Origin of the sequence: Paenibacillus amylolyticus (assembly GCF_003719335.1) — a bacterium.
GTDB lineage: Bacteria > Bacillota > Bacilli > Paenibacillales > Paenibacillaceae > Paenibacillus > Paenibacillus amylolyticus_D.
Genome location: NZ_RIAS01000002.1, coordinates 547,389 through 568,805 on the forward strand (window position 1 = coordinate 547,389; position 21,417 = coordinate 568,805).

Sequence of the window (21,417 nt, forward strand, 5' to 3'; positions counted from 1 at the left end):
AGCATTTATGGCATATCTATTGAACGGATGCTGCTGGAGGAGTGCTCTCTGTCGTTGGCATTGGTGTAGTCTCTGGCTTGCTCTCAGGCGCTTCAACTTCCTTAGCCGCTTCCTCCGCTGATGGCTGCTGTGGTTGCTCTGATTGCTGTGCGGCCATCAACTCAGCGACAATGCGATTGGTCGGCTGTGTTATTAACGCATACATGATAGCAGCCTGTTCCTGGCGAATGAGCGGTTTGCGGGAGAGGAAGTCCGCAGAACCGTCCTCCAGCATTTTAACCTCAGGGCCGTAGATACCCAGCTTCACCATCATTTGCACCGCAGGCACAGCCCAGGCATCTGTCTGGCCTGCAAGCTTAACATCTTTAAACAGTTCGCTCGGATATTGCAGTTGCATTGTTCTCCACATCATGACCGCTGCTTCCTGCCGAACGATGGCTTGATCCGGTTTGAACTGTTTCTCGTCGGAACCTGCGATCATTCCTATCTCATAACCAAGCTGGATATACCCGGCTGAGGTATGATTGGCCCAGTCGGTATCAGCAGGCGGAGTTGTTTTGCTAGGTTTGAGCCCGCTCAACTTCAGGATATCTTCGATAAATTCAGCTCGCGTTACAGTCGTTTTTGGTTGGAAGACTTGGTTAGCGCCATTCTCCAAATATCCGAGGGATTGCAGCCCATGAATCGCTTGAGCATAAGGACTGTTCTTCGGCACATCTCGGAAACCTACAGCTTTTTGTCCTTTTTTAGCATAACCAAATGGATTGAGATAAGGTTCTCTCATGTAAGTTGTACCGTCTTCGTATGTTTTAAAGGCTGTAAACTGTCCGGTTAATTCATCTTTGAACAGATTGTCTTCTAGTTGAATCAGCTTACGTTCGCCCAGGAACGGATCACTAATGCTCAACGAACTGGACGTTTCGCCGTCAGCTTGCAGTTTGCTGATGATTGTGCTGATACGAAGGTCAGCATACAATCCGTTAAAACGCTTCAGCTCTTCCGCAGATTGCGGTGTGTATTCCTTGAATTGTACGGGTTTAGCGTACTGCGGGAAGAAGTTTTGAATAAAGGCCGAGTAGAGCAGGCTGCGAAGAGCTCCATTCTGATTATAGGTCAAGAAGACGCCTGTGTTTTGCTCAGGAATAAAAAATAGATAAGAGCTGTAACCTGTCAGGTCGCCTGCTTTGGTAATTACTTTGGAACTACTCCCTGCCCCAGTGAGCTGAAATGGTGCTTCGAATCCGTAAGTGGTATCTGGCAGCAGCGGGTGAATGGAAGAGCGATACTGCTCCATACTTTTTACCGTTTCCGGTTGCAAAATCTGCTGGTTGTCTTTCTTGCCGTCATTCAGGAAAGCAATCATGAACTTACCGATGTCTTCGGCAGTAGACAGCATGCCGCCTTGAGGCAATGGATTTGGATCAATGAAGTACAGATCGACCGGCTTGTGTGCTGCATCATAACCAGTGGCAAGCTGTTTCTGGAATTTTTCATTTAGCATAAAACTGCTGTTGTTCATGCCTAAAGGCTTAAAGATATGCTCTTGCATGTACGTCTCAAACGGCTCGCCGCTGACATTTTCAACAATCAACCCGAGTAGCAAAAACGAGAAGTTATCATACATGTAGGCGCTACCAGGCTTTCGCACAACAGGAGGCATATGCTGCTCGGCGTAATCCTCCATCGTTATGTACTTGCCTTGGTCTGTGTGGATGTCTTCCGGCTGTGGATCACGAATCTCAAACCCGGTGGTGTGTGTCAATAGATGTTCTACGGTTACTGGCGCATCGAATGGATTCTCGAAGTGTAAACCCTTCACATAGGTCTGAAAATCAGCCTTCAGGTCGACCTTGCCTTGCTCCACAAGCTGCATGACCGCAGCGGCTGTGAAGGTTTTGGAGACAGAGGCGACACGAAAAGCGGTGTTTTTCGGATCGACAGGTGTTTTTTTGTCCAGATCGGCATGGCCGTAACCTTTTTCTGCAATAACTTGACCATCCTTCACAACGACAACAGATGCACCGACGTAATGTGGTTTAGTTTCAGGCGATGCGAAGAACTTATCCAGAAAAGCATTAGCCGATTCGGCATTCAGTGTTACAGGCTGTTTCGAGCCGTCAGAGACAGGGGCTGTTGCCCCGGTCTGAGCCTGAACCTGGGGAGCGCAGAGGCTGAGAGAAAGAACAAGTGCCATACATGCGCTGGTCAAGGCACTCCATTTGGACCGGGTATTTCGATTGAATAAATGCACATCATCACTCCTTTAGTCATTTTTACCAAAGTAGGTAGTTCACAGTGTATTACTGCTTCTGGGCCCGATAAGTTTCACGAAAATAAACGCCGATGTTGATGATCCAGATGACAGACACCAGTATGATCGGGAAAGCGGCAAAGGAAAACAAGATCGAATATACGACTAAAGCTGCCATGCCGACGCCAAGCAGGAGGTTCAACATCTGAAACGAGCGGTAGGCTGCGCGATACACGATCCATTTCTCGCCCTCATCCAGCTTTTCGAAGTGATTTTTTTGCATGTTGCGGGAGTTCAAGTCCAGTGCGCGATCAGGGAAGTAGCGATTGTAACGTTTGATCGTCACGTTCTGTAACACAACGACGACGATGATTACAGAGATGCAGGCGGCGACCAAATTTCCAAGCGTAAACAGATTTGTAGACTTGGGTAAGTCTCTGCTCGATGGAAGTAGGGACAGCTTGTCATTTCGTGTTTGGTTTATTTTTTTTCAGATTCAGGAAGTCTGGTGAATACAATCGGATTAGCATTCGGTTCTAATACGAAAGGGACGGAGACCGATGAAGCAACCTGCTCCTCGTTTACCTTGAATGTACAATCCAGATTCCAACCAAAATGGGCCAATGAGACGGAGAAACAATCCTTTCCGACATACTGCAGTGGCATATCAATGTCGTTCAGTCTCGTCTGTAAACCGTCATCGGTCTCATGTACAAGCAAATCCCCATAGCCTGGGTGGTTGTAGACTCCCGTATATACAGAGACCGGTCGATCAAGATGCTGAACAGATGGTGATTCCTCATGTTGATCTTTTTGTTGCTGTTGATCAACGTGTTCCTCAACTTCCGCATGTTCTCCTTGTCCCATGAGTCCCAAAAAAGTAGAAGTCCAGTCAGTGGGCTCCAATCCAAGTAGACGATCCATGATATAAAAGGCAACCGTATAGGGAATGACACTTCCGTTGGTATTACTCAAAACGACGATTCCAATCTCTTCATCCGGCAAGAGGGCAACCTGTGAGGCAAAACCATCGATAGCTCCGCCGTGATGAATCATCGAATGTCCGCGGTAAGGCTCAATAATCCAGCCGAGGCCGTATGCACTTATAGGCAACTCTTTGCTAAGGAATGGCGACTCACAAGCCATCTGTGGACTGTGCATCTCGGTCATCTGCTCTTTGGAAACGAGAGTTTTGCCTTTCCATATTCCTTGCTGTACCTGAAATTGAAGCCAGGCTGTCATATCCGTGAGGTTACTGTTGATTGACCCTGAAGGGCCAATGGCATTAACAGAGCGGAAAGGAATTCTCACCTTTTGCTCCCCTTGATTTGTGTAAGGGAAGGCGTAATTGGATTGTTGCTGCATTTTCTCCACGGAAAAGAGACTAGCATTCATCTCGAGCGGGTTAAACAATGTTTCTTGAACAACTTGCTCCCAAGATGTTCCTTTGAGATGACCAATCAGATAACCAGCAGCCATATAAACGATATTCTGATACTGCCATTTGTTACGGAAGTCTTGATTTGGTTCCAGATGACGTAAGTTAAAGACGAGTTCTTCCCTAGAACGTGGAGAGTTGTACCAGACCATTTCATGTCTGGGCAGACCTGAGCGATGACATAGCATGTCCCGGATGGTGAGGCGTTCCGTCGCAACGGAATCACACATTTTGAATTCTGGCAAATAGGTTTTGACTGGAACGTCCCAATCCAGTAGTCCCTCATCCACAAGTTGTGCCGCCGCTGCTGCTGTGAACGATTTGGTACTAGAGCCGATGGCGAATAACGTGTCTGGTGTGACCTCAAGTCCTGCCTCCAAATCGCGATAGCCGTATCCTTTATTCCAGACGACCTGATCCTTATGAACAATTGCGACTGCTGTACCTACGCCGTTCCATTGTTCAAGTTGGCTGGTGATGAATTCATCCAATCCCTGTAGTTTGGACTGAAGCGATGCAGTTGCAGTAATCGTTGAAGTTGAAGTTGAATTTGAATTTGTCATGTAAGTCCCCTCCAAAACGCTTTGATATTCCAGAGATAATCGTTATCGGTTAATGAGATGATCTAGATGGATGAATGTAAAAAGCTGATTAATGATAGGTGCATTGGATTTTAGTATCCCTTATATGGATGGTATTGGCATCCTACTCGAGACTGATTTACTTTTCTAAAACAGTTTCATGCTATGCTTGTCAAACTAGTCCGCATATATCGAACAAGTCCCTCATAACATGTACTAATCAAGTAGGGGTTCTGCTGTACGCACAATCCTGAAGTGAAAACATGTGCTAAAGGGGATGATGTCATGCGCCGAATATCATGGATGCTTGCCATGGTATTGGTCTTATCGGCCTTACTTGCCGCCTGCGGGAAGAAGGATGCGGCAGCTGTGGTCAAAGATCTGAACGAAGTCGTTGGAGAGATGGAAAGTTATCAGGGAGCAGGCGTTATGACGTTGCATACCGGAGAAACACCGCAGCAGTACAAGGTCGAGGTATGGCATCAGAAGCCTTCGTATTACCGCATTGCGTTAACCAATGCCAAGAAGGATGTTACGCAAATCGTTCTTCGTAATGATGAAGGTGTGTTTGTACTCACGCCGAGTCAGAATAAAAGCTTCCGCTTCCAAAGTGACTGGCCAGATAACCAGGGTCAGGTTTACTTGTATGAAACGTTGATCCGAAGCATTACAGGGGATACAACCCGTCAGTTTGCAGATGAAAAGGAAAGTTATGTATTTGATGTTGCTGCCAACTACAATACACATGCTCTTGTAAGACAGAAAATCTGGCTGAACAAGAGTGATTACGCGCCAAAACAAGTGGAGGTATCCGACTCCAACGCCAATGTGGTGGTGGACGTGAAGTTTGACAGTTTCAAATTCGGAGCTGAATTTGGAAAAGATGCCTTTGACATGCAGCGGAACATGACGGCTGCAACCGAAGAAGGAAATAAGACAGGCACTGATGCTGGTGCGGCTCCAGCGGAGAAAACGGATGATGCAGGAGCACAGCAACCTGCCAATCCTCAGGCTGCGCCAGGCTCCGAGGGAACCGAGGGAGCTGTTGATGGGCAGACCGGTGTAAGTGAGGGCACAAATCAACAAGGAACACAAGGAGCAGAAGGTTCAGAAGGGGCAGCAAGTGGACAGGGCACCGAAGAACCTACCGCGGCTGAACCGCAAGAAGCAGACAGCTTTGGTGTCATTCAACCGACATATGCTCCGGAAGGTGTCAAGCTGAAGGATGATCAGATTCTGGAGGAATCCGGTGATTATTCCGTACTGCTGCGGTATGAGGGCACCTATAATTACACCATATTTGAAGCAAGACCTCAGGATCGTGCTGTATCCCTTGCCCCTTCCCGTCTGGTTGATCTTGGGTTTACAGCAGGTATGATTAGCGGAGATGCCTTGCAGACGCTGACCTGGACTTCTGATGGCGTGGAATACCGGATTACAAGCGCGGATCTGCCTGAGAATGAAATGGTACGTATAGCGACCTCCATGCAGGAAGAGTCAGGTAAATAAAACGAGAACGCATAGCTGTTCTATCCCAAGGAATGCTATAGAGCATCGGAGAATTCAATTCTCCGGTGCTTTATCTATTTTTACAGTGCAGAAGAACATGCCGAGTTCAGTCTAAAAATACAAAATACGCTTCTATGCGGAGAGAACCGGGTAATAAGCTGATGTAAGCAAGTTATATACAGCTGTATGTTGAAGACCCAACCGGACTGGAATAACTGTGCTTATCGGCCGTCTTCTGCACTTGATTATGGTTCTCTGCAGGCTCCTACAGCATATGATGTGAGAAGCGAAATTTCTGCATATTTGACAGTGACATGCTGGAGCATTACGATGGAGTCTGACGTGAGCCGGATTAAGAAGATTAGAGAAGGTGACTTAACGTGCAAGGACAATATAGGCCGACCCAGGCGGAGATTAATCTGGACCATCTGCGAGGCAACGTAACCGCTTTTCGTGAGGTGTTGCCTCAGGGTACGAGATTTCTCGCTTGCGTAAAGGCTAACGCTTACGGGCATGGAGCAGTAGAGACAGCCAGAGAATTGGAACGAGTGGGCGTGGATTACTTAAGTGTAGCGTTTCTCGACGAAGCTCTTGAACTGCGTCTGCACGGCATTACAAGCCCGATTCTGGTATTGGGGTATACGCCGCCTGAAGGAGTCGCTGTAGCGTGGCAACATGATGTGACGATTACATTGTTTAGCAGAGAAGTGCTGGAGGCTATTAAACAGGTGAATCCAGGCACATTTGCAAATCAGTTGAAAGTTCACATCAAAATCGACAGTGGCATGGGCAGATTGGGTCTGTTACCTGGCAAAGAGGCCATTGACTTTATACAAGAGGTGTCCTCACTTAATCAGGTAATGCTGGAAGGCATGTTTACTCACTATGCCAAAGCAGATGAAAAAGACAAGACCTATACCCTGGAACAGTATCGACGGTTTCAGAGCGTTACAGAGACGCTTCGGAATCAGGGATGTGTCATCCCGATTATACATACGGCGAACAGTGCCGCTGCCATTGATACACCTGAATTATCCTATGATATGGTACGTGTGGGCATAAGTCTGTATGGATTGTATCCTTCGGTAGAGGTGAATCACCAGGTAGTGAAGCTGCTCCCGGTAATGACACTGAAGACAAAAGCGGTTCTGGTCAAAACACTGCCGTCCCATTGGGGAGTCAGTTATGGAACCCGTTATTTTACACAGGAAAATGAACGAATAGCGACCTTGCCTATCGGCTATGCAGACGGATTTTCAAGAATGCTGACAGGAAAAGCACAAGTGCTTGTACGTGGCCGCCGCGTTCCTGTCGTCGGTACGATCTGCATGGATCAGTGTATGGTGTCGCTACAATCTTTCGCAGAAGAAGCGGAAGCAATTCAAGCCGGCGAAGAGGTTGTTCTCATCGGTCACCAGTCCGGCGGTGTAATTACTGCTGGTGAGGTGGCAGACCAGCTCGGTACGATTCACTATGAAGTGATCTGCATGATGGCACATCGCATTCCTCGGGTCTATACCCGGGGGGGAGAGGTAGTCGCCAGAATCAATCCCCTTTTGACAACGTAATTCGCAAATTGGACACGATTCCCAGCAAAGTTTTTTTCAGAACAGAAGGAATACTGTCGCAGCATCTCGAAATATGTACGATGTCAGGAATTAAATCCTGAAATGTGATGTTTAGTCTGTACGAATAATGATTCCCGTGTTTATAATGGAGTACAGCATACTTGATATACGCGGGGCATATATATTCCTTTGTATAAAAGTTCTGGAAAAGCGTAATACTGGTTCACAATGGCGAAAGGTTTGTGGGGGTGGAAGAAAGGTGGCCAACTTGCAGAACACCAAGCGGATTATGATCAGTTTGCCTGATTATCTTTTGCAGGAAGTGGATGGCATCGTAGCGCTGGAGAATTCCAACCGCAGCGAATTGATTAGGCAAGCAATGAAGCTGTACTTGACGGAGCGGAAGAAACGTTACATCCGTGAATCAATGCAGCGTGGGTACATGGAGATGGCGAAGATTAACCTGACCATGGCATCCGAAGCCTTTCACGCGGAGGAAGATGCGGACAGCACTCTGGACCGCTTAGTTAGCGGGGTGTAGACAGTGATCGTAAAACGTGGTGACGTTTTTTTTGCGGATCTTTCTCCCGTTGTCGGTTCTGAGCAAGGTGGCGTCAGGCCGGTTCTGGTCATCCAGAACGATATCGGCAACCGGTTCAGTCCAACTTGTATCGTGGCGGCTATTACCGCCCAGATTCAGAAGGCAAAGCTGCCGACGCACGTCGAGATTGATGCGGCGGCGCATGGCTTTGACCGGGACTCGGTAATTTTGCTCGAACAGATTCGGACGATTGATAAGCAGAGGCTGACCGACAAGATTACGCATTTGGACGAGGAGACCATGAAACTGGTCAACGAGGCCTTGCAGATCAGCCTGGGCTTAATCGATTTTTAAGGCTACAGAACGGTAGTTTATTCGTTGATGTGCCTGTCCGTTGACAACGGATGTTCCTGGAAGGGAACACACAATTTCAGAATGTTACCTTAAGAGCGTACGATACCTATATGGGTGTTGTGCGCTCTTTTGGCTAAGACTTGGTGAAAGCGTAGAACAATGCTGATCTTTTCGTTATAATGGAACCTGAGAAACCGTTTACCCGAAAGACCTATATAGATAGATGGAGGAGACATATGAGCATTTACATCAATCAGGAGAAACTTCAGTTTCATTTACAGACCCGCGAGGCGAGCTACGTATTTCAGGTATTGCCTTCGGGATATTTGGTGCATTTGTATTATGGCAAAAAACTGCGTGATACCGACCTGAGCTGGCTTCATGTTCGGACGGAAAGAGCATCCTTTAGTCCAAATCCGGTGCCGGAGGATCGTACGATTTCGTTTGACACCCTGCCAGTGGAACTGCCGGTCTACGGAACGAGTGATTTCCGCAACCCGGCCATCCAACTGGAGCTGGAGAACGGCTCAACGGTATCCGAGTTTATGTATACTGGCCATCGTTTGGTCAAGGGAAAAGAGGCGTTAACGGGACTCCCGGCAACGTATGTTGAATCTGAGGATGAAGCGGATACGCTCATTATTGAAATGCAAGATCAGGTGTCAGGCGTAAAAATTGAGTTAACGTATACCGCGTTCACTGCCTTTAACGCCATTACACGCTCGATGCGTATCGTGAATGAGAGCGCTAACGTAGTGAATGTACTGCGCGCACTCAGCTCTTCTGTAGACCTGCCACATGCAGATTATGAATTGCTGCAGCTGTCGGGTGCATGGACTCGTGAACGGGATATTGTTCGTCGTCCGCTCGCTTCCGGATTGCAAGGGATCGAGAGCCGCCGTGGCTCCAGCAGTCACCAGCAAAATCCGTTCATTGCCCTGATGACACCGGGAACGGATGAAGATCAAGGCGAAGTGTATGGATTCAGTTTAGTATATAGCGGCAGCTTTACTGCACAGGCAGAAGTGGATCAGTTCTATACCACTCGTGTATCTGTTGGTATCAATCCGTTTGAGTTCAGCTGGAAGCTTGAACCGCAGGAGTCGTTCCAGACACCTGAGACCGTTATGGTCTACTCAGCTGCGGGTCTGGATGGCATGTCTCAATCCTACCATGAGTTATACCGGGAACGTCTGGCACGTGGACAATTCCGTAATGCTGAGCGTCCTGTGCTGGTGAACAACTGGGAAGCAACGTATTTTGGCTTTAATGCCGATAAGATTGAGCAGATCGCACGTGCAGGGCAGAAGCTGGGCATTGAGTTGTTTGTGCTTGATGACGGCTGGTTTGGTCATCGGGACAGTGATAATTCATCGTTGGGCGACTGGATTGTGGACAAAAACAAGCTTCCGCAGGGACTGGATGACTTGGCTAACCGTGTCACAGGTCTGGACATGCAGTTTGGACTGTGGTTCGAGCCAGAGATGATCTCCCCGGACAGTGAACTGTATCGTAAGCATCCGGACTGGTGTCTGCATGTGCCGGATCGCCGCCGTACCGAAGGGAGACAACAACTTGTGCTGGACTTCTCCCGTCAGGATGTGCGTGACGAGATCGTTCGGATGTTGTCCGATGTTCTAAGCTCTGCACCGATCACTTATGTGAAGTGGGACATGAATCGGAACATGACAGAGGTCGGCTCTGCATTGCTTCCGGCGGACAGACAGCGCGAAACGGCGCACCGTTATATGCTGGGACTGTACGAAGTAATGGAGCGTATTGTTACCTCCTTCCCGCATATTCTGTTTGAAAGCTGCTCTGGCGGAGGCGGACGTTTTGACCCGGGAATGCTGTATTACATGCCACAAGCATGGACCAGCGATAACACGGATGCGATCTCCCGTTTGCGGATTCAATATGGTACAAGCCTTGTATATCCTGTAAGTTCCATGGGTTCACACATTTCGGCTGTGCCAAATCATCAGGTTAATCGCATCACTTCTCTGGAGATTCGCGGTCATGTTGCGATGTCGGGCAACTTCGGATATGAGCTGGATCTGACGAAGTTTACAGACGAAGAGAATGCAATTGTAAAAGCACAGGTTGAACTATACAAGGAAATCCGCAGTACAGTACAATACGGTACTTTCCGTCGCCTGCTCAGTCCGTTTGAAGGCAATGAAACGGCATGGATGTTCATTGCACCAGATGGCAGTGAAGTGATTGTATTCTACTTCCGTGTACTCTCTGAACCGAATGCACCGCTTCAACGCCTGAAGCTGAAAGGGCTTGATCCAAATGCGGATTATCGCCTGAAAGGCGGCTCAGAGACGTTTACAGGCGACGCCTTGATGTATGGGGGTATTGCTGTAGGTAGTGAGTCTGGAGACTACCTGAGCGAAATGTTCCGGTTTGAGCGGGTCTAAATCAGTTGAACTAGAGATTTTACACAGTCCACTCCGATGACAGAATAACCTTCCATTCGCTGTTATCCCCAGATTTTTTTGATTCCCTTTTCTAAAGTGAAAAATCCGGTGATAAGCATATGCTTCCGATGTAGCTTTCCTTCAGAAAGCTTTTAGGCGAGCGCTTTGCTATTCCAGGTTTTTTCTGTTCTCTCCGTTAACGTGTAAAAGAAACTTTCAACTGATTTAGATGAATTGGTTATTTCTAAAGAAGACCCGAGGATGTCATGGTGACGTTCCCGGTCTTTTTTTTCGTCCAACGGGGAAGGATGTTTAGGAGTGCAATAACGCAAGTGACAGACGTGCCATAGGAATGATAGAAATCTCAACGTGATTTTGTGATAATATAGAGTAGAGTGTTATTTAAAGCTTGAGAAGTTTGAGATCAACTTCGGATGATCGACCATACTGTTATTATGCAGCACAGCTGCCCTGAAATGAGTATTATGAACGATTCAGGAAGGAAAGAGGGATTTATTTGTCTGAACAGGAAACGGTTCTGGAACCCAATGAAGAAACATTAAAGGCGGAACGCCAAGAACGAATCATCAAACAGGTAGCCAAGGAACTGTCACTGTCCTTGAAGCAGATTCGCACCACATCGGAGCTTCTGGACGAAGGCAATACGATTCCATTTATCGCCCGCTACCGTAAAGAAATGACTGGAGAACTGGATGAGAACCAGCTGCGGCAGATTGAAGAACGTCTGGTGTATTTGCGCAATCTGGAAGACCGTAAACTGGAAGTTATCCGTATTATAGAGGAACAGGGCAAGCTGACCAAAGAGTTGCAGAAATCCATTACGCAAGCTGTCAAGCTGCAGGAAGTAGAGGATCTGTACCGTCCTTATCGTCAGAAACGGAAGACGCGTGCTAGTGTAGCCAAGGAAAAAGGCCTGGAGCCGCTCGCCGTATGGATCTGGGAACAGCCGAAACAAGGAGATGCACTTCAGGAGTCTGCGCGTTATATCAATGCAGAACTCGGGGTAGAGGATGCAGAGTCAGCTCTTCAAGGGGCTAAGGATATTCTCGCTGAAAATATTGCCGATGATGCAGCTATTCGTGCCTGGATTCGCAGATATACACTGGATCACGGCATGCTGACTTCAGAAGCCAAGGATACGGAGCAAGAGTCCGTATACGAGAATTATTACAGTTATCGCGAATTAGCCAAAAAGATGCCGCCGCACCGCATTCTTGCGATTAACCGCGGAGAACGTGAAGGCATTCTCAAGGTTGGACTGGACGTGCAAGCCGAACCGGCTCATCGCCATATGGAAAGCCAAATCATTCGTGGTGCTTCTGTGGTGCAAGATATTTTGCGTGCCGTTATTGAAGATGCGTACAAACGGTTGATTGCTCCGTCCATTGAACGCGAAGTGCGTGCCGAGTTGACGGAAAAAGGAGAAAATCAGGCGATTTCGGTATTCTCCGCGAATCTTCGTAACCTGCTTTTACAGCCTCCGATTCATGGAAAACGCGTATTGGGTGTCGATCCGGCCTACCGGACAGGCTGTAAACTGGCGGTTGTCGACGATACAGGGAAGTTGCTCGAAGTAGCTGTAACTTACCCGACACCTCCTCATAACAAGAAGCGTGAAGCAGCGGAAGTGTTCCACCGGATGATCAAGCAGTATGATATCGGACTGATCGTTATTGGTAACGGGACAGGTTCGCGCGAAACAGAGCAGTTTGTAGCCGAGATCATTCAGGAGAATGGTGACGAGAGCCTGGTTTACCTGATTGTGAACGAGGCTGGTGCAAGTGTGTACTCTGCATCCAAGCTTGCTCAGGAGGAGTTCCCGGATCTGGATGTTGCCGAGCGCAGCGCTGCTTCTATTGCTCGCCGGGTGCAAGACCCGCTGGCTGAACTCGTTAAAATTGATCCAAAAGCGATTGGTGTCGGCCAATACCAGCATGATGTATCCCAGAAGGTTCTGGAAGAGAGCTTGAAGGCTGTCGTAGAATCTGCAGTTAACCATGTTGGCGTGGATGTTAATACGGCTTCACCTTCCTTGTTGTCATATGTTGCCGGTGTTAATGCAACCATTGCCAAAAACATCGTTAAATATCGCGAAGAGAACGGTCGTTTCACGAGCCGTCGCCAGTTGCAAAAAGTGCCACGTTTAGGTGCTAAAACGTATGAACAATGCGTAGGCTTTATGCGTATCTCGGAAGGGGAAAATCCACTGGATCGTACGCCAATCCACCCTGAATCGTATAAGGTAGTTGATCTGCTCTTCAAAGAGCTTCAGGTCGAGTTGGACAAACTCGGAAGCAAAGAACTGTCTGTCCTTCTATCCGAACAGCAGACAGAACAGTTGGCCGTTAAACTGAATGTCGGGGTGCCTACACTGCGTGACATTTTGGACAGTTTACAGCGCCCGGGTCGTGACCCTCGTGAAGAGATGCCGCTGCCGATTTTCCGCACCGATGTACTCAAGATTGAAGATCTGGTGGAAGGTATGGAATTGCAAGGTACCGTTCGCAACGTCATTGACTTTGGTGCCTTCGTTGACATCGGCATCAAGAGTGATGGGCTTGTCCATATCTCTCAACTGAGTAACGGGTACGTTAAACATCCGATGGATGTTGTTTCCGTTGGGGATAATGTGACCGTCTGGGTGATGAATGTGGATACGAAAAAAGGTCGTGTTGGCCTGACGATGAAAAAACCTGCATCTGCAAATTAATTATGAATTATCGTTCTGGCATCATGATGTGATGTCAAAGTCAGCATACGTCCGCAAAAGTATATGCGTGTAAACGTATAAGGGGACAGCCTTCCCGCATGGGGAAGGCTGTTTGCTGTTAAGTATTATCCTTTTTCGTGCAATGGTATGGATTGGGATGGTTTGGTTTACAAGGCTTAAATTTCGTTCTCCATGTTGCGCTGTGAACCGCTGGCAGGTTTGTTGCGATAGAAGTACCAGCATTCGTTCAGCAACTTGATTTGACGACTGTCCTTTTTGTGGAACGCTCGCATGAGTTGGTTGCAGAGCCATTGAGGCAAAGGAATCTCCTCCTTTTGCTAATTCATCTGTACGTTAGCATATGTGGCAATAGCCTGGACTGTGCGAGATAACTCCATGTCAATTGAAAATTGAAAATGATCATAATCTGTTGAACCGGAACGAATCGCATCCTTTTGGCGACAAACTAAGGTTGCTGGGCTGAAGTGATGTCGTTAGTGCGGTGGGCCAAGCTCAAAAAAACAAGGATGAAAAAACAAGAAAAAAGCACATTCCCCGGTGCGGGAAGTGCGCCTTTTGCATTGTAATGAATTTTGCCTATCAAAAGAGAAGAACTACAATATTGCGTTAATGAATGGTCATACATCAGATTTTTAAAACGAAGTCATCTCCCTATGAAGGAGAACTACTCCATCTCTTCTTCATACCATTGTTCCAATTGGGCCTGTAGTGCCCGGATCTCGGTAAGCAGGGAAATCAAAGGATAATTGCTTTCACGCAGAGCGGCAAAACGAGCTTCAAGGGCATTGATATAATCAAGGCCGCCAATGATGGACAAGTTTTCGTTTAACAGATCGAGATGATCACATTCGGCAATAGCCCAGGGTAGAACGGGTACATCTGTTGCCGTGAGTTTGTCGATTTCCTTGTGCAGACGCAGATTAAGAGCGCTGAGCTGATAAGCATAGTCCGCGGGCATTTCAACAAACTGCAATTGTTGTTCCTGCTGCAGGATGACGTAGCGCATTGTAGGCATAACGAGTATTAATCTCCCCTCATACATTCTACTTGACAGTGTAGCCTACGAAACGGTTAAAATTCAAGTATTGTACAGGAAAAACAGTGTGCTCGAGCGGGTGGAGAGAGAGGAGAATGATGGAAAATAAGGAATTGCAACAATGGATCGAGCAGATTTCTCTGGAGCATTTCGGAGTTCCGTTTACTCATGAAGCAATATTTAACCGTCGTCTAACGACAACAGGTGGGCGATATATGCTCAAAAGCCATCGGATCGAGATAAATCCACATCAGTTAGAAGTCTACGGAAAAGACGAGGTTGAGAAAATTATCAAACATGAATTATGCCACTATCATCTGCATATTCGAGGGCGGGGATACCAGCATAGAGATCCGGAATTCAAGGCGCTATTGCAAAAAGTGGGTGGCTCAAGGTTCTGTCAGTCTCTCCCCGGAGACAAGGGCAGAAAACCGCTGCCGTATCGGTACAAGCTGGTCTGCAAGAGCTGCGGGATGGAATATTTGCGTAAACGGAAAATAGATCCCCAGCGTTATCGCTGCGGTCGTTGTTCTGGCAAACTTACACTTCAAACCATCTGATGTACACTATGAATAATCTGTTGTAGAAAGTGAGTCAAAGGCAGGTTGACTTGAATTATTAATCATGATAAATTAATGTTATTCAAGTTAATTTTCCCTGATAGCTCAGTTGGTAGAGCACTCGACTGTTAATCGAGTTGTCACAGGTTCGAGTCCTGTTCGGGGAGCCATTTCTTGGAGAGATACCCAAGTGGCTATAAGGGGACCCTCTGCTAAGGGGTTAGACTGCGTAAGCGGTGCGAGGGTTCGAATCCCTCTCTCTCCGTTCTGAATATACTTTATACATTTTTAATCCTCTTTACGTGAATGAGTAAACTCTTCATGTAAAGAGGATTTTTTGGTTTTTTAGCATCTGAGCCGTTTACAGGGAAATCCCCAAAAGCTCGTACAAACCTGATTTTCCAGCCTCGGTCACTTCAACAGAGCGACTTCCTGTTTTTTGACGAATCCAATCCAGTTCAAGTAATCGGTGAACGAGCTGCTCACCAAGCAAGCCGGACAGGTGATGACGGCGTTCGCTCCAGTCCAGACATTTACGAGCGATGGCCCGGCGTGATCCTGGCTTCAATTGTAGCTTAATTCCAAATGAGCTAAACCACTGCAATCCTTTTTCCGTAATTAGATAATCCTTGTCTTGCACTTCTTTGTGTTCAACCAGATAACCTCTTTTGAGCAATGCTTCGCAGAGTAAAACCCCGAGTTTCCCGGCTAGATGACCGTAACAGGTGCGAGCATAACTTAATTGTTGCAGTTGATTGGATTGCTTCAATGAGCGAATCTGTGCAGGTGGAGCGATGCTGGCCATTTTCTCAATCAGATCCGCAATGTCCTCGTTCGCGAGACGATAATACCGATGACGACCTTGCTGTTCTACTTCCAATAGTCCTCCCGTTACAAGTTTAGCAAGGTGATTACTTGCGGTCTGTGGACTGACCGCGGCCATATAGGCCAGCTCGCCGGCAGGTAGAGCCCTTCCATCCAGCAAAGCGGAGAGAAATATAGAACGGCTTGTATCAGCAATAAGTGAGGCGATAACAGTGATATTCGGATATGCATTCATACTTCGATGATAATTGAAATAATGCTGTATTACAATTGGCTATGAATTCATTATCTGAACAGGAGAGGTATAAGGTGAGCAACGATATGAAGCAACAGTATAGCACAAAACAAACGACCCAATCGGCTCAGATGAATCAGCACGAGATTATCAACCCCAGTATTTTATACTATGGCACCCCTGTTATCATCCTTAGTACTTTAAACGAAGATGGGTCTACGAATCTTTCCCCATTATCGTCTTCTTGGGCGCTGGGGGATTGTCTGGTGCTAGGGATAGGTACACAGGGCAAGGCTTATGAGAATCTCTGTCATCATCCTGAATGTGTTATTAATCTGCCGGATGACTCGATGTGGGGAAAAGTTGAAGCGCTGGGGCGGTTGACGGGAAGCTCTCCCGTGCCAGAAGTTAAAGAACAAATGGGATATACGTTTTGCCAAGATAAATTTAGGACAGTAGGTCTGACGTCTCAAAGTTCAGTTCAAGTAGCGCCAGATAAAATAGCTGAATGTCCGCTTCAGATTGAAGCGGCTGTACAATATATACGTATCCCGGAGCATACGCCGAATATGGCGATTGTAGAAGTGAAAGCGGTGAAGGTGCATGCACATTCTCATTTGATATCAGATAGCAATAAGATTGATCCGAAGCAATGGCATCCGTTGATTTATAATTTCAGGCATTATTACGGACTTGGGGAGAGACAAGGGGAGAATTTTCGGGCATAGAAATAAATGGCTGATGAGATCGAGTAAGAGGCCAAATAAGAGGTCGAGTGAGAATTACACTCCTTGGCATGTTGCGGAACCAAAAAAACAAGCACAGGCTGGCTCGGTTAAGGAGACTGCTGTGCTTGTTTTCACTTCACTAATGTCATTAACCTTTCATTGGCCTTGTATTAGCCCTCCGAGACAATCGTTTCTTCTGGAGCGATCGGTTTGCCTTCTAACAGGCTATGAATCGCATGAGCGACGCCATGCTCCACATTGGTCCGTGTAATCGTTTTAGCCAACGCACGAATTTCGGGTTCGGCATTGCCCATTGCGATACCTAGCCCAGCCATTTGCAACATGGAAACATCATTAAAGTTATCTCCGATAGCGGCTGTGTCTTTCATCGAAATGTTCAAATGCTCCGCCAGTTTGGAGAGGGCATTGCCTTTGGATACATCCGGGTGCTGCATTTCAAAATTATGCTCAAAGGAGACAACCATTGCAACATCGGTTCTGGAAGAGAAGTATTCTCGTCCGAGTTGCACTTTTTCAGGATTCATCGAGAAGGCCATAATATTGTAAATGCATGCTTCTGCCGGAATTTCAAGGTGGCTGTTCACACGATGATAGTCTTTTTTAGTGTAATGTTTCTTGATTGAATGGATCATCCGCTCGATATCTTCACCGGGTTTTGAACCTAGGACACGTTCGAGCTCGGCGAGCATCGTTTCATGCGTACTGATTGCAGCGAAGATGCCCATCTGAGTTGAAGCTTCATAATAGATATGCTGATCTTCCAGCCATTGCATGACAGAAGCGGCTGTTTCGCGTTCCAAAGGGAGGTGGAATAAGCGTTCTCCATTCTCATCATGAATGGTCGCGCCGTTGGAACCGATAATTGGTGTTTTGATTCCCCCTTGGCGGCTGATCGCCACAACATCTGAATATACGCGTCCGGTCGCTATGGTGACTTTCATGCCAGTCTGTTGCGCCTTCTGGATGGCATCGGCGTTCTCGCGGCTAATTTGGCTGTCTCGATTCAACAATGTTCCATCTAGATCGGTAGCAAATAATTTCATATCTTTTACAACTCCTTATCTTGTGTAGGTTCGGGGATTAAAATCTCAACCTTTTGCTCGTTTAAAAAATCTAGCCATTCCTGATCCGGCCATTGATCTGTAATTAATACATCTACCAGTGACCAATCTGCAAAACGATAACCGTAACGTTTGCCCATCTTGGAATGATCGGCGAGCACAATGACCTTTTTGGCGGATTTCATCATCTGATGTTTGATCTTGCCTTCTTCTTCGGAAGCACTGAATCCATCCATCGTAAAACCACCAATGCCAATAAAGGCTTTATCCACATAGTAGTGGGAGAGTGTCTCAATAACAGGTGTTCCATAGACATAACGCTGTTCCTTATCTAATCGGCCCCCGAGCAGTCGAATCTGGACAGCTGTGTGTTTGGAGAGCGAATCAGCAGAATGGATGGAATTTGTAATAACAGTACAGGATTTACCGTTCAAATTCTCTGCGCAGGATTGAACGGTTGTGGAGGAATCCAAAATGATCGTTTCTCCTGAACGAACCAGAGCCGCGGCCAGTTTGCCAATGGCCCGTTTTTCTTCAGATACATACTTCAGCCGATCTTGATACGACTTGAACTCTTGTGGGGGAGAGGGGAGGATTGCACCGCCGCGTGTGCGAATAATGGCTTCCTGTTCTTCAAGTTTAATCAGATCCCGGCGTGCTGTATCTCGTGAGACATCAAATAAAGATACAATCTCTTCTGCCGAGATACGATGATGTTTGCGCAGGTGCTCTATGATGAGTTGCATGCGTTCTTCTTGAAACAAACGTAAAGCCTCCTTATATTCATGGATGACCGTGCGTTGTACTATAGTTTAATTATAAGTAATTATAATGTGATCTGCAATATTTTAAGGGAGAATAAGTTTTTGTAAGTTTTTTGATCATTAATTTACAAAATTAAAGTATAGTCATGACACGAATATGATTTTGGATTTAAAGAGTAAAGTTTAAATTAAGAAGAGAGATAAGCAGACAAGATGTAGACTGATCGGATAAAAAATGACCTGTAAATACAAGCGAAAATTTGGATTTTAAAAGAAAATAAAAAAAGTATTGCACTATTCTATTTTTCTGTGGTATACTCATTCTTGTCGCCAAGAAGACAAGATGTTTATAAGGCCCGTTGGTCAAGGGGTTAAGACACCTCCCTTTCACGGAGGTAACAGGGGTTCGAATCCCCTACGGGTCATAGTATTACCTCATTATTCACCGTTAAGAGATTCGCCTTTGAGAAGGATTTCTTTGAAAGTCACTGCTCTGTAACATCCGATAGGAAGCATGGCATAACATCAGGTGAAGTTACATTGAGAGCCATTAGCTCAGTTGGTAGAGCACCTGACTTTTAATCAGGGTGTCGAAGGTTCGAGTCCTTCATGGCTCACCATTTACAATTTTATATGCGGTCGTGGTGGAATGGCAGACACGCTATCTTGAGGGGGTAGTGGGTGTATACCCGTGGAGGTTCGAGTCCTCTCGACCGCATCAGATTAAAAAAGCAAAAACTCTGGGTGCCCAGGGTTTTTGCTTTTTTTTATGTAAGTCAAAGTGGTTTATCAAATAAATAATTTATGGACAAATTTGTAGCCTAGATTCTATTTAAGGTGTCTATATTTTTTTCGATGGATTGAAAAAACTGATCCTCTGCAAGAAGTGCGTTGTTCATCCGTTCTTCGAACGAATGAGAGAGTGTAAAATTTTTTGTTAAATATTGTTTGGTTAAGTATTTTCTCAAGAGATCCCATTGTTTGATGGCTTGTTGTGTAGTTTGAATAATTTCATTCAATGTATTGGAGTTTGTGGATGAACTTAGCAGCGATATTAGTACTTTTTTTCTGTCCGAGTGTCGATTCAAAATTGTGTGAAGCAGAGAATAGGCATCATGTATGCGGTTAGGTATCTTTCTGTTAAGGGGGATGAGCCCGCTAGCCAATAGGTTGTTCAATTCCAAAATCGCTGATCTTCCGAAACTTTCGATATATCCATCAACAATTGAGTCGGGCTTATAATAATTTTCCAGTGTTTGCTTAAAAATCTTGGGTACTCTATCGGGTAAATCATGGAGCTCGTCTTGATTAGGGTGTATCGTAAAACAGTTGAATTGGTGATTAAAAGCATTCATAAATGAATGTTTAGTATCTTGGCCAATGCCTTTGTTGACGAGGTAGGGTTTAAAGAATTGTGGATTATAGTTTATGTGATTATCTAAAAAATAAAAGTCTGTATCGGTTTGTCCCAGAATTAAGAATATATGTCCGTCAATAGCAGCTTCTGTTTCATAAGCTGAATTTAATTCATATGTTTTGTAATAGGGGACTTTCTTCATGAAAGTGTTAACAAACACAACCTCGCCGTTAGCCAGAAGGGTCTCTAATTTATCGATGGCGGATGGAGCATCATTGTTAAAGGTATGTTGGTTTGATTTAATTACATAATCTTCTGGAGATTTGATGTTGTTTAATTTAACGTCCAAAGGGTAATTCGCGAGGTCTTTAACGATCTTAAGATTAAAATCATCGAGAAACATTTTATAAGAAAGATTTGAATTTTTTAATTCTTTCTTTAACATGAAGAAAATATTACGAGTATAACAGTCTCCAAGTGCCTGTACTTCAGAATTCGGTTCTCCTTGAGGGGTATAGTAATAATCCATCTCTAATGGATGAAGCGCTCCCATATTGTGCCCTCCCAAAATGATATTTAGTTTATGATGTTTTGTAATCTATACTGTGGTTATCTCTGTCATTAAAAAGGAATATTGTAGATTTTTATATGTATTATTCAGCGTGATATAAAATGTATATAATGACTCTTATGATGAATATTATGGTAATTATAATCATATTTTATATTTATTTCAAGTTTGGTTTGGGACTCTGATCGTCTGGATAAAAGGGCTGAGGATTCAGAAATATTGTGCTATAATTCAATCATATGGCATTTAAGTTGATTATTACGGTTGGAAGGCGGTTCTTGCATGCAGTCAATCTATGAGCGAATTGAACATCTGATTGCCGAAAGAGGGATGACGAAGAAGGCCTTCTGTGAACAGCTGAAGATAAGCACAGGCAATTTGGGTGACTGGAAACGTGGTAAATCAATCCCAAGTACCAATAAACTGATTGAAATTGCTTCATTTTTTGATGTGAGTCTGGACTGGTTAATGATTGGGCGTTTATCGAAGGAAGCCATTGTGCGGGAAAAGCGGGAAGATTATTTTTTTAACGTGTTGCGGCAAATGAATTGCCAAGAGAGTGAATTATCGACTGTGGAACAGTCTTTTATTAGTGAATATATCGAGTTTACTCGTTATCGTAAATTTAAAGAGAGTAAAGATGCCGGAAACTATCGTTACCAACCTGAATTGGAATACGAAAATAAGTCAGAGCTGGATGAAAGGTGAAATGGTTTCTGGAACTCCCGACGCGCGTGTGTCATATGCCTCGTGGAAAGAGTAGATGAAAACCTCCAGTGGTGCTAAAACAGCATGGAGGTTGTTTGTGTTAAAATGTTGATTATTACGGTTGGAAGGCG

Annotated in this window: 18 protein-coding genes and 5 tRNA genes; 14 read left to right on the plus strand and 9 right to left on the minus strand. The window is 45.7% G+C overall.

Going from position 1 to position 21,417, the window contains the following annotated elements:
- Positions 1-16: 16 nt before the first annotated feature.
- The 3 genes from EC604_RS06160 to EC604_RS06170 form a co-directional block, all read right to left on the minus strand.
- Positions 17-2,251: a serine hydrolase gene (locus EC604_RS06160; protein WP_123063282.1), complete on the minus strand. Its 2,235-nt coding sequence runs from the start codon at positions 2,249-2,251 to the stop codon at positions 17-19.
- 49 nt (positions 2,252-2,300) lie between these two features.
- Positions 2,301-2,648: a DUF3169 family protein gene (locus EC604_RS06165; RefSeq protein WP_161556869.1), complete on the minus strand. Its 348-nt coding sequence runs from the start codon at positions 2,646-2,648 to the stop codon at positions 2,301-2,303.
- A gap of 83 nt (positions 2,649-2,731) precedes the next feature.
- Positions 2,732-4,252, minus strand: a complete 1,521-nt coding sequence (locus EC604_RS06170; RefSeq protein ID WP_123063284.1) for a serine hydrolase — start codon at positions 4,250-4,252, stop codon at positions 2,732-2,734.
- 303 nt (positions 4,253-4,555) lie between these two features.
- On the opposite strand from EC604_RS06170, the gene EC604_RS06175 reads away from it, so the two are divergent.
- The 6 genes from EC604_RS06175 (at position 4,556) to EC604_RS06200 (ending at position 13,399) form a co-directional block, all read left to right on the plus strand.
- Positions 4,556-5,779, plus strand: coding sequence for a DUF4367 domain-containing protein (locus EC604_RS06175; protein ID WP_123063285.1), 1,224 nt, complete (start codon positions 4,556-4,558; stop codon positions 5,777-5,779).
- 380 nt (positions 5,780-6,159) lie between these two features.
- Positions 6,160-7,347 carry an alanine racemase gene (alr, locus tag EC604_RS06180; RefSeq protein ID WP_123063286.1) on the plus strand — a complete coding sequence of 396 codons (1,188 nt, stop codon included), beginning with the start codon at positions 6,160-6,162 and terminating at the stop codon, positions 7,345-7,347.
- A 259-nt stretch (positions 7,348-7,606) separates the two neighbouring features.
- Positions 7,607-7,888 carry a CopG family ribbon-helix-helix protein gene (locus EC604_RS06185; protein WP_024630715.1) on the plus strand — a complete coding sequence of 94 codons (282 nt, stop codon included), beginning with the start codon at positions 7,607-7,609 and terminating at the stop codon, positions 7,886-7,888.
- Positions 7,889-7,891: 3 nt separating this feature from the next.
- Entirely contained in the window at positions 7,892-8,242 is a 351-nt protein-coding gene (locus EC604_RS06190) for a type II toxin-antitoxin system PemK/MazF family toxin (protein ID WP_024630714.1), read from the plus strand.
- A 236-nt stretch (positions 8,243-8,478) separates the two neighbouring features.
- The gene (locus EC604_RS06195) at positions 8,479-10,668 is read left to right on the plus strand and encodes an alpha-galactosidase (RefSeq protein ID WP_123063287.1); all 2,190 of its coding nucleotides are present in this window, start codon (positions 8,479-8,481) and stop codon (positions 10,666-10,668) included.
- A gap of 517 nt (positions 10,669-11,185) precedes the next feature.
- Positions 11,186-13,399: a Tex family protein gene (locus EC604_RS06200; RefSeq protein WP_123063288.1), complete on the plus strand. Its 2,214-nt coding sequence runs from the start codon at positions 11,186-11,188 to the stop codon at positions 13,397-13,399.
- 176 nt (positions 13,400-13,575) lie between these two features.
- On the opposite strand, the gene cmpA is transcribed toward EC604_RS06200, so the two are convergent.
- Together cmpA and EC604_RS06210 are read right to left on the minus strand one after the other, a co-directional pair.
- Complete coding sequence (gene cmpA, locus EC604_RS06205) at positions 13,576-13,719, minus strand: cortex morphogenetic protein CmpA (protein ID WP_123063289.1); 144 nt, start codon at positions 13,717-13,719, stop codon at positions 13,576-13,578.
- 365 nt (positions 13,720-14,084) lie between these two features.
- Positions 14,085-14,435: a hydrolase/acyltransferase gene (locus EC604_RS06210; RefSeq protein ID WP_123063290.1), complete on the minus strand. Its 351-nt coding sequence runs from the start codon at positions 14,433-14,435 to the stop codon at positions 14,085-14,087.
- A 119-nt stretch (positions 14,436-14,554) separates the two neighbouring features.
- On the opposite strand from EC604_RS06210, the gene EC604_RS06215 reads away from it, so the two are divergent.
- From EC604_RS06215 to EC604_RS06225, 3 genes are all read left to right on the plus strand, one after another.
- Entirely contained in the window at positions 14,555-15,016 is a 462-nt protein-coding gene (locus tag EC604_RS06215) for a SprT family protein (RefSeq protein ID WP_123063428.1), read from the plus strand.
- A gap of 94 nt (positions 15,017-15,110) precedes the next feature.
- A tRNA-Asn gene (locus EC604_RS06220) sits at positions 15,111-15,186 on the plus strand.
- Between the two features lie 6 nt (positions 15,187-15,192).
- Positions 15,193-15,281: transfer RNA gene (locus EC604_RS06225), tRNA-Ser, on the plus strand.
- A 96-nt stretch (positions 15,282-15,377) separates the two neighbouring features.
- Here the strand turns inward: EC604_RS06225 and EC604_RS06230 are convergent.
- Complete coding sequence (locus tag EC604_RS06230) at positions 15,378-16,076, minus strand: ArsR/SmtB family transcription factor (protein WP_123063291.1); 699 nt, start codon at positions 16,074-16,076, stop codon at positions 15,378-15,380.
- Between the two features lie 131 nt (positions 16,077-16,207).
- Between EC604_RS06230 and EC604_RS06235 the strand changes: the two genes are divergently transcribed.
- A complete protein-coding gene (locus EC604_RS06235; protein WP_123063429.1) occupies positions 16,208-16,804 on the plus strand; it encodes a flavin reductase family protein in 597 nt (198 codons plus the stop codon).
- A 170-nt stretch (positions 16,805-16,974) separates the two neighbouring features.
- On the opposite strand, the gene EC604_RS06240 is transcribed toward EC604_RS06235, so the two are convergent.
- Positions 16,975-17,868, minus strand: coding sequence for a Cof-type HAD-IIB family hydrolase (locus EC604_RS06240; RefSeq protein WP_123063292.1), 894 nt, complete (start codon positions 17,866-17,868; stop codon positions 16,975-16,977).
- A gap of 5 nt (positions 17,869-17,873) precedes the next feature.
- A complete protein-coding gene (locus tag EC604_RS06245; RefSeq protein ID WP_123063293.1) occupies positions 17,874-18,650 on the minus strand; it encodes a DeoR/GlpR family DNA-binding transcription regulator in 777 nt (258 codons plus the stop codon).
- 353 nt (positions 18,651-19,003) lie between these two features.
- On the opposite strand from EC604_RS06245, the gene EC604_RS06250 reads away from it, so the two are divergent.
- From EC604_RS06250 to EC604_RS06260, 3 genes are all read left to right on the plus strand, one after another.
- Positions 19,004-19,075: transfer RNA gene (locus EC604_RS06250), tRNA-Glu, on the plus strand.
- A gap of 119 nt (positions 19,076-19,194) precedes the next feature.
- Positions 19,195-19,270: transfer RNA gene (locus tag EC604_RS06255), tRNA-Lys, on the plus strand.
- Between the two features lie 15 nt (positions 19,271-19,285).
- Positions 19,286-19,368: transfer RNA gene (locus tag EC604_RS06260), tRNA-Leu, on the plus strand.
- 103 nt (positions 19,369-19,471) lie between these two features.
- On the opposite strand, the gene EC604_RS06265 is transcribed toward EC604_RS06260, so the two are convergent.
- Entirely contained in the window at positions 19,472-20,560 is a 1,089-nt protein-coding gene (locus EC604_RS06265) for a hypothetical protein (protein ID WP_123063294.1), read from the minus strand.
- 300 nt (positions 20,561-20,860) lie between these two features.
- Here EC604_RS06265 and EC604_RS06270 point away from each other — a divergent pair, with 300 nt between their 5' ends.
- On the plus strand, positions 20,861-21,286 hold the full coding sequence (locus EC604_RS06270) for a helix-turn-helix domain-containing protein (protein ID WP_123063295.1): 426 nt from the start codon (positions 20,861-20,863) through the stop codon (positions 21,284-21,286).
- Positions 21,287-21,417: the final 131 nt, after the last annotated feature.

Excerpts from the sequence above, each read along its gene's own strand:
- EC604_RS06170 (WP_123063284.1), bottom strand. The coding sequence starts at position 4,252 with ATGACAAATTCAAATTCAACTTCAACTTCAACGATTACTGCAACTGCA.
- EC604_RS06175 (WP_123063285.1), top strand. The coding sequence starts at position 4,556 with ATGCGCCGAATATCATGGATGCTTGCCATGGTATTGGTCTTATCGGCC.
- EC604_RS06195 (WP_123063287.1), top strand. The coding sequence starts at position 8,479 with ATGAGCATTTACATCAATCAGGAGAAACTTCAGTTTCATTTACAGACC.
- EC604_RS06210 (WP_123063290.1), bottom strand. The coding sequence starts at position 14,435 with ATGCCTACAATGCGCTACGTCATCCTGCAGCAGGAACAACAATTGCAG.
- EC604_RS06215 (WP_123063428.1), top strand. The coding sequence starts at position 14,555 with ATGGAAAATAAGGAATTGCAACAATGGATCGAGCAGATTTCTCTGGAG.
- EC604_RS06230 (WP_123063291.1), bottom strand. The coding sequence starts at position 16,076 with ATGAATGCATATCCGAATATCACTGTTATCGCCTCACTTATTGCTGAT.
- EC604_RS06235 (WP_123063429.1), top strand. The coding sequence starts at position 16,208 with ATGAATCAGCACGAGATTATCAACCCCAGTATTTTATACTATGGCACC.
- EC604_RS06240 (WP_123063292.1), bottom strand. The coding sequence starts at position 17,868 with ATGAAATTATTTGCTACCGATCTAGATGGAACATTGTTGAATCGAGAC.
- EC604_RS06265 (WP_123063294.1), bottom strand. The coding sequence starts at position 20,560 with ATGGGAGCGCTTCATCCATTAGAGATGGATTATTACTATACCCCTCAA.
- EC604_RS06270 (WP_123063295.1), top strand. The coding sequence starts at position 20,861 with ATGCAGTCAATCTATGAGCGAATTGAACATCTGATTGCCGAAAGAGGG.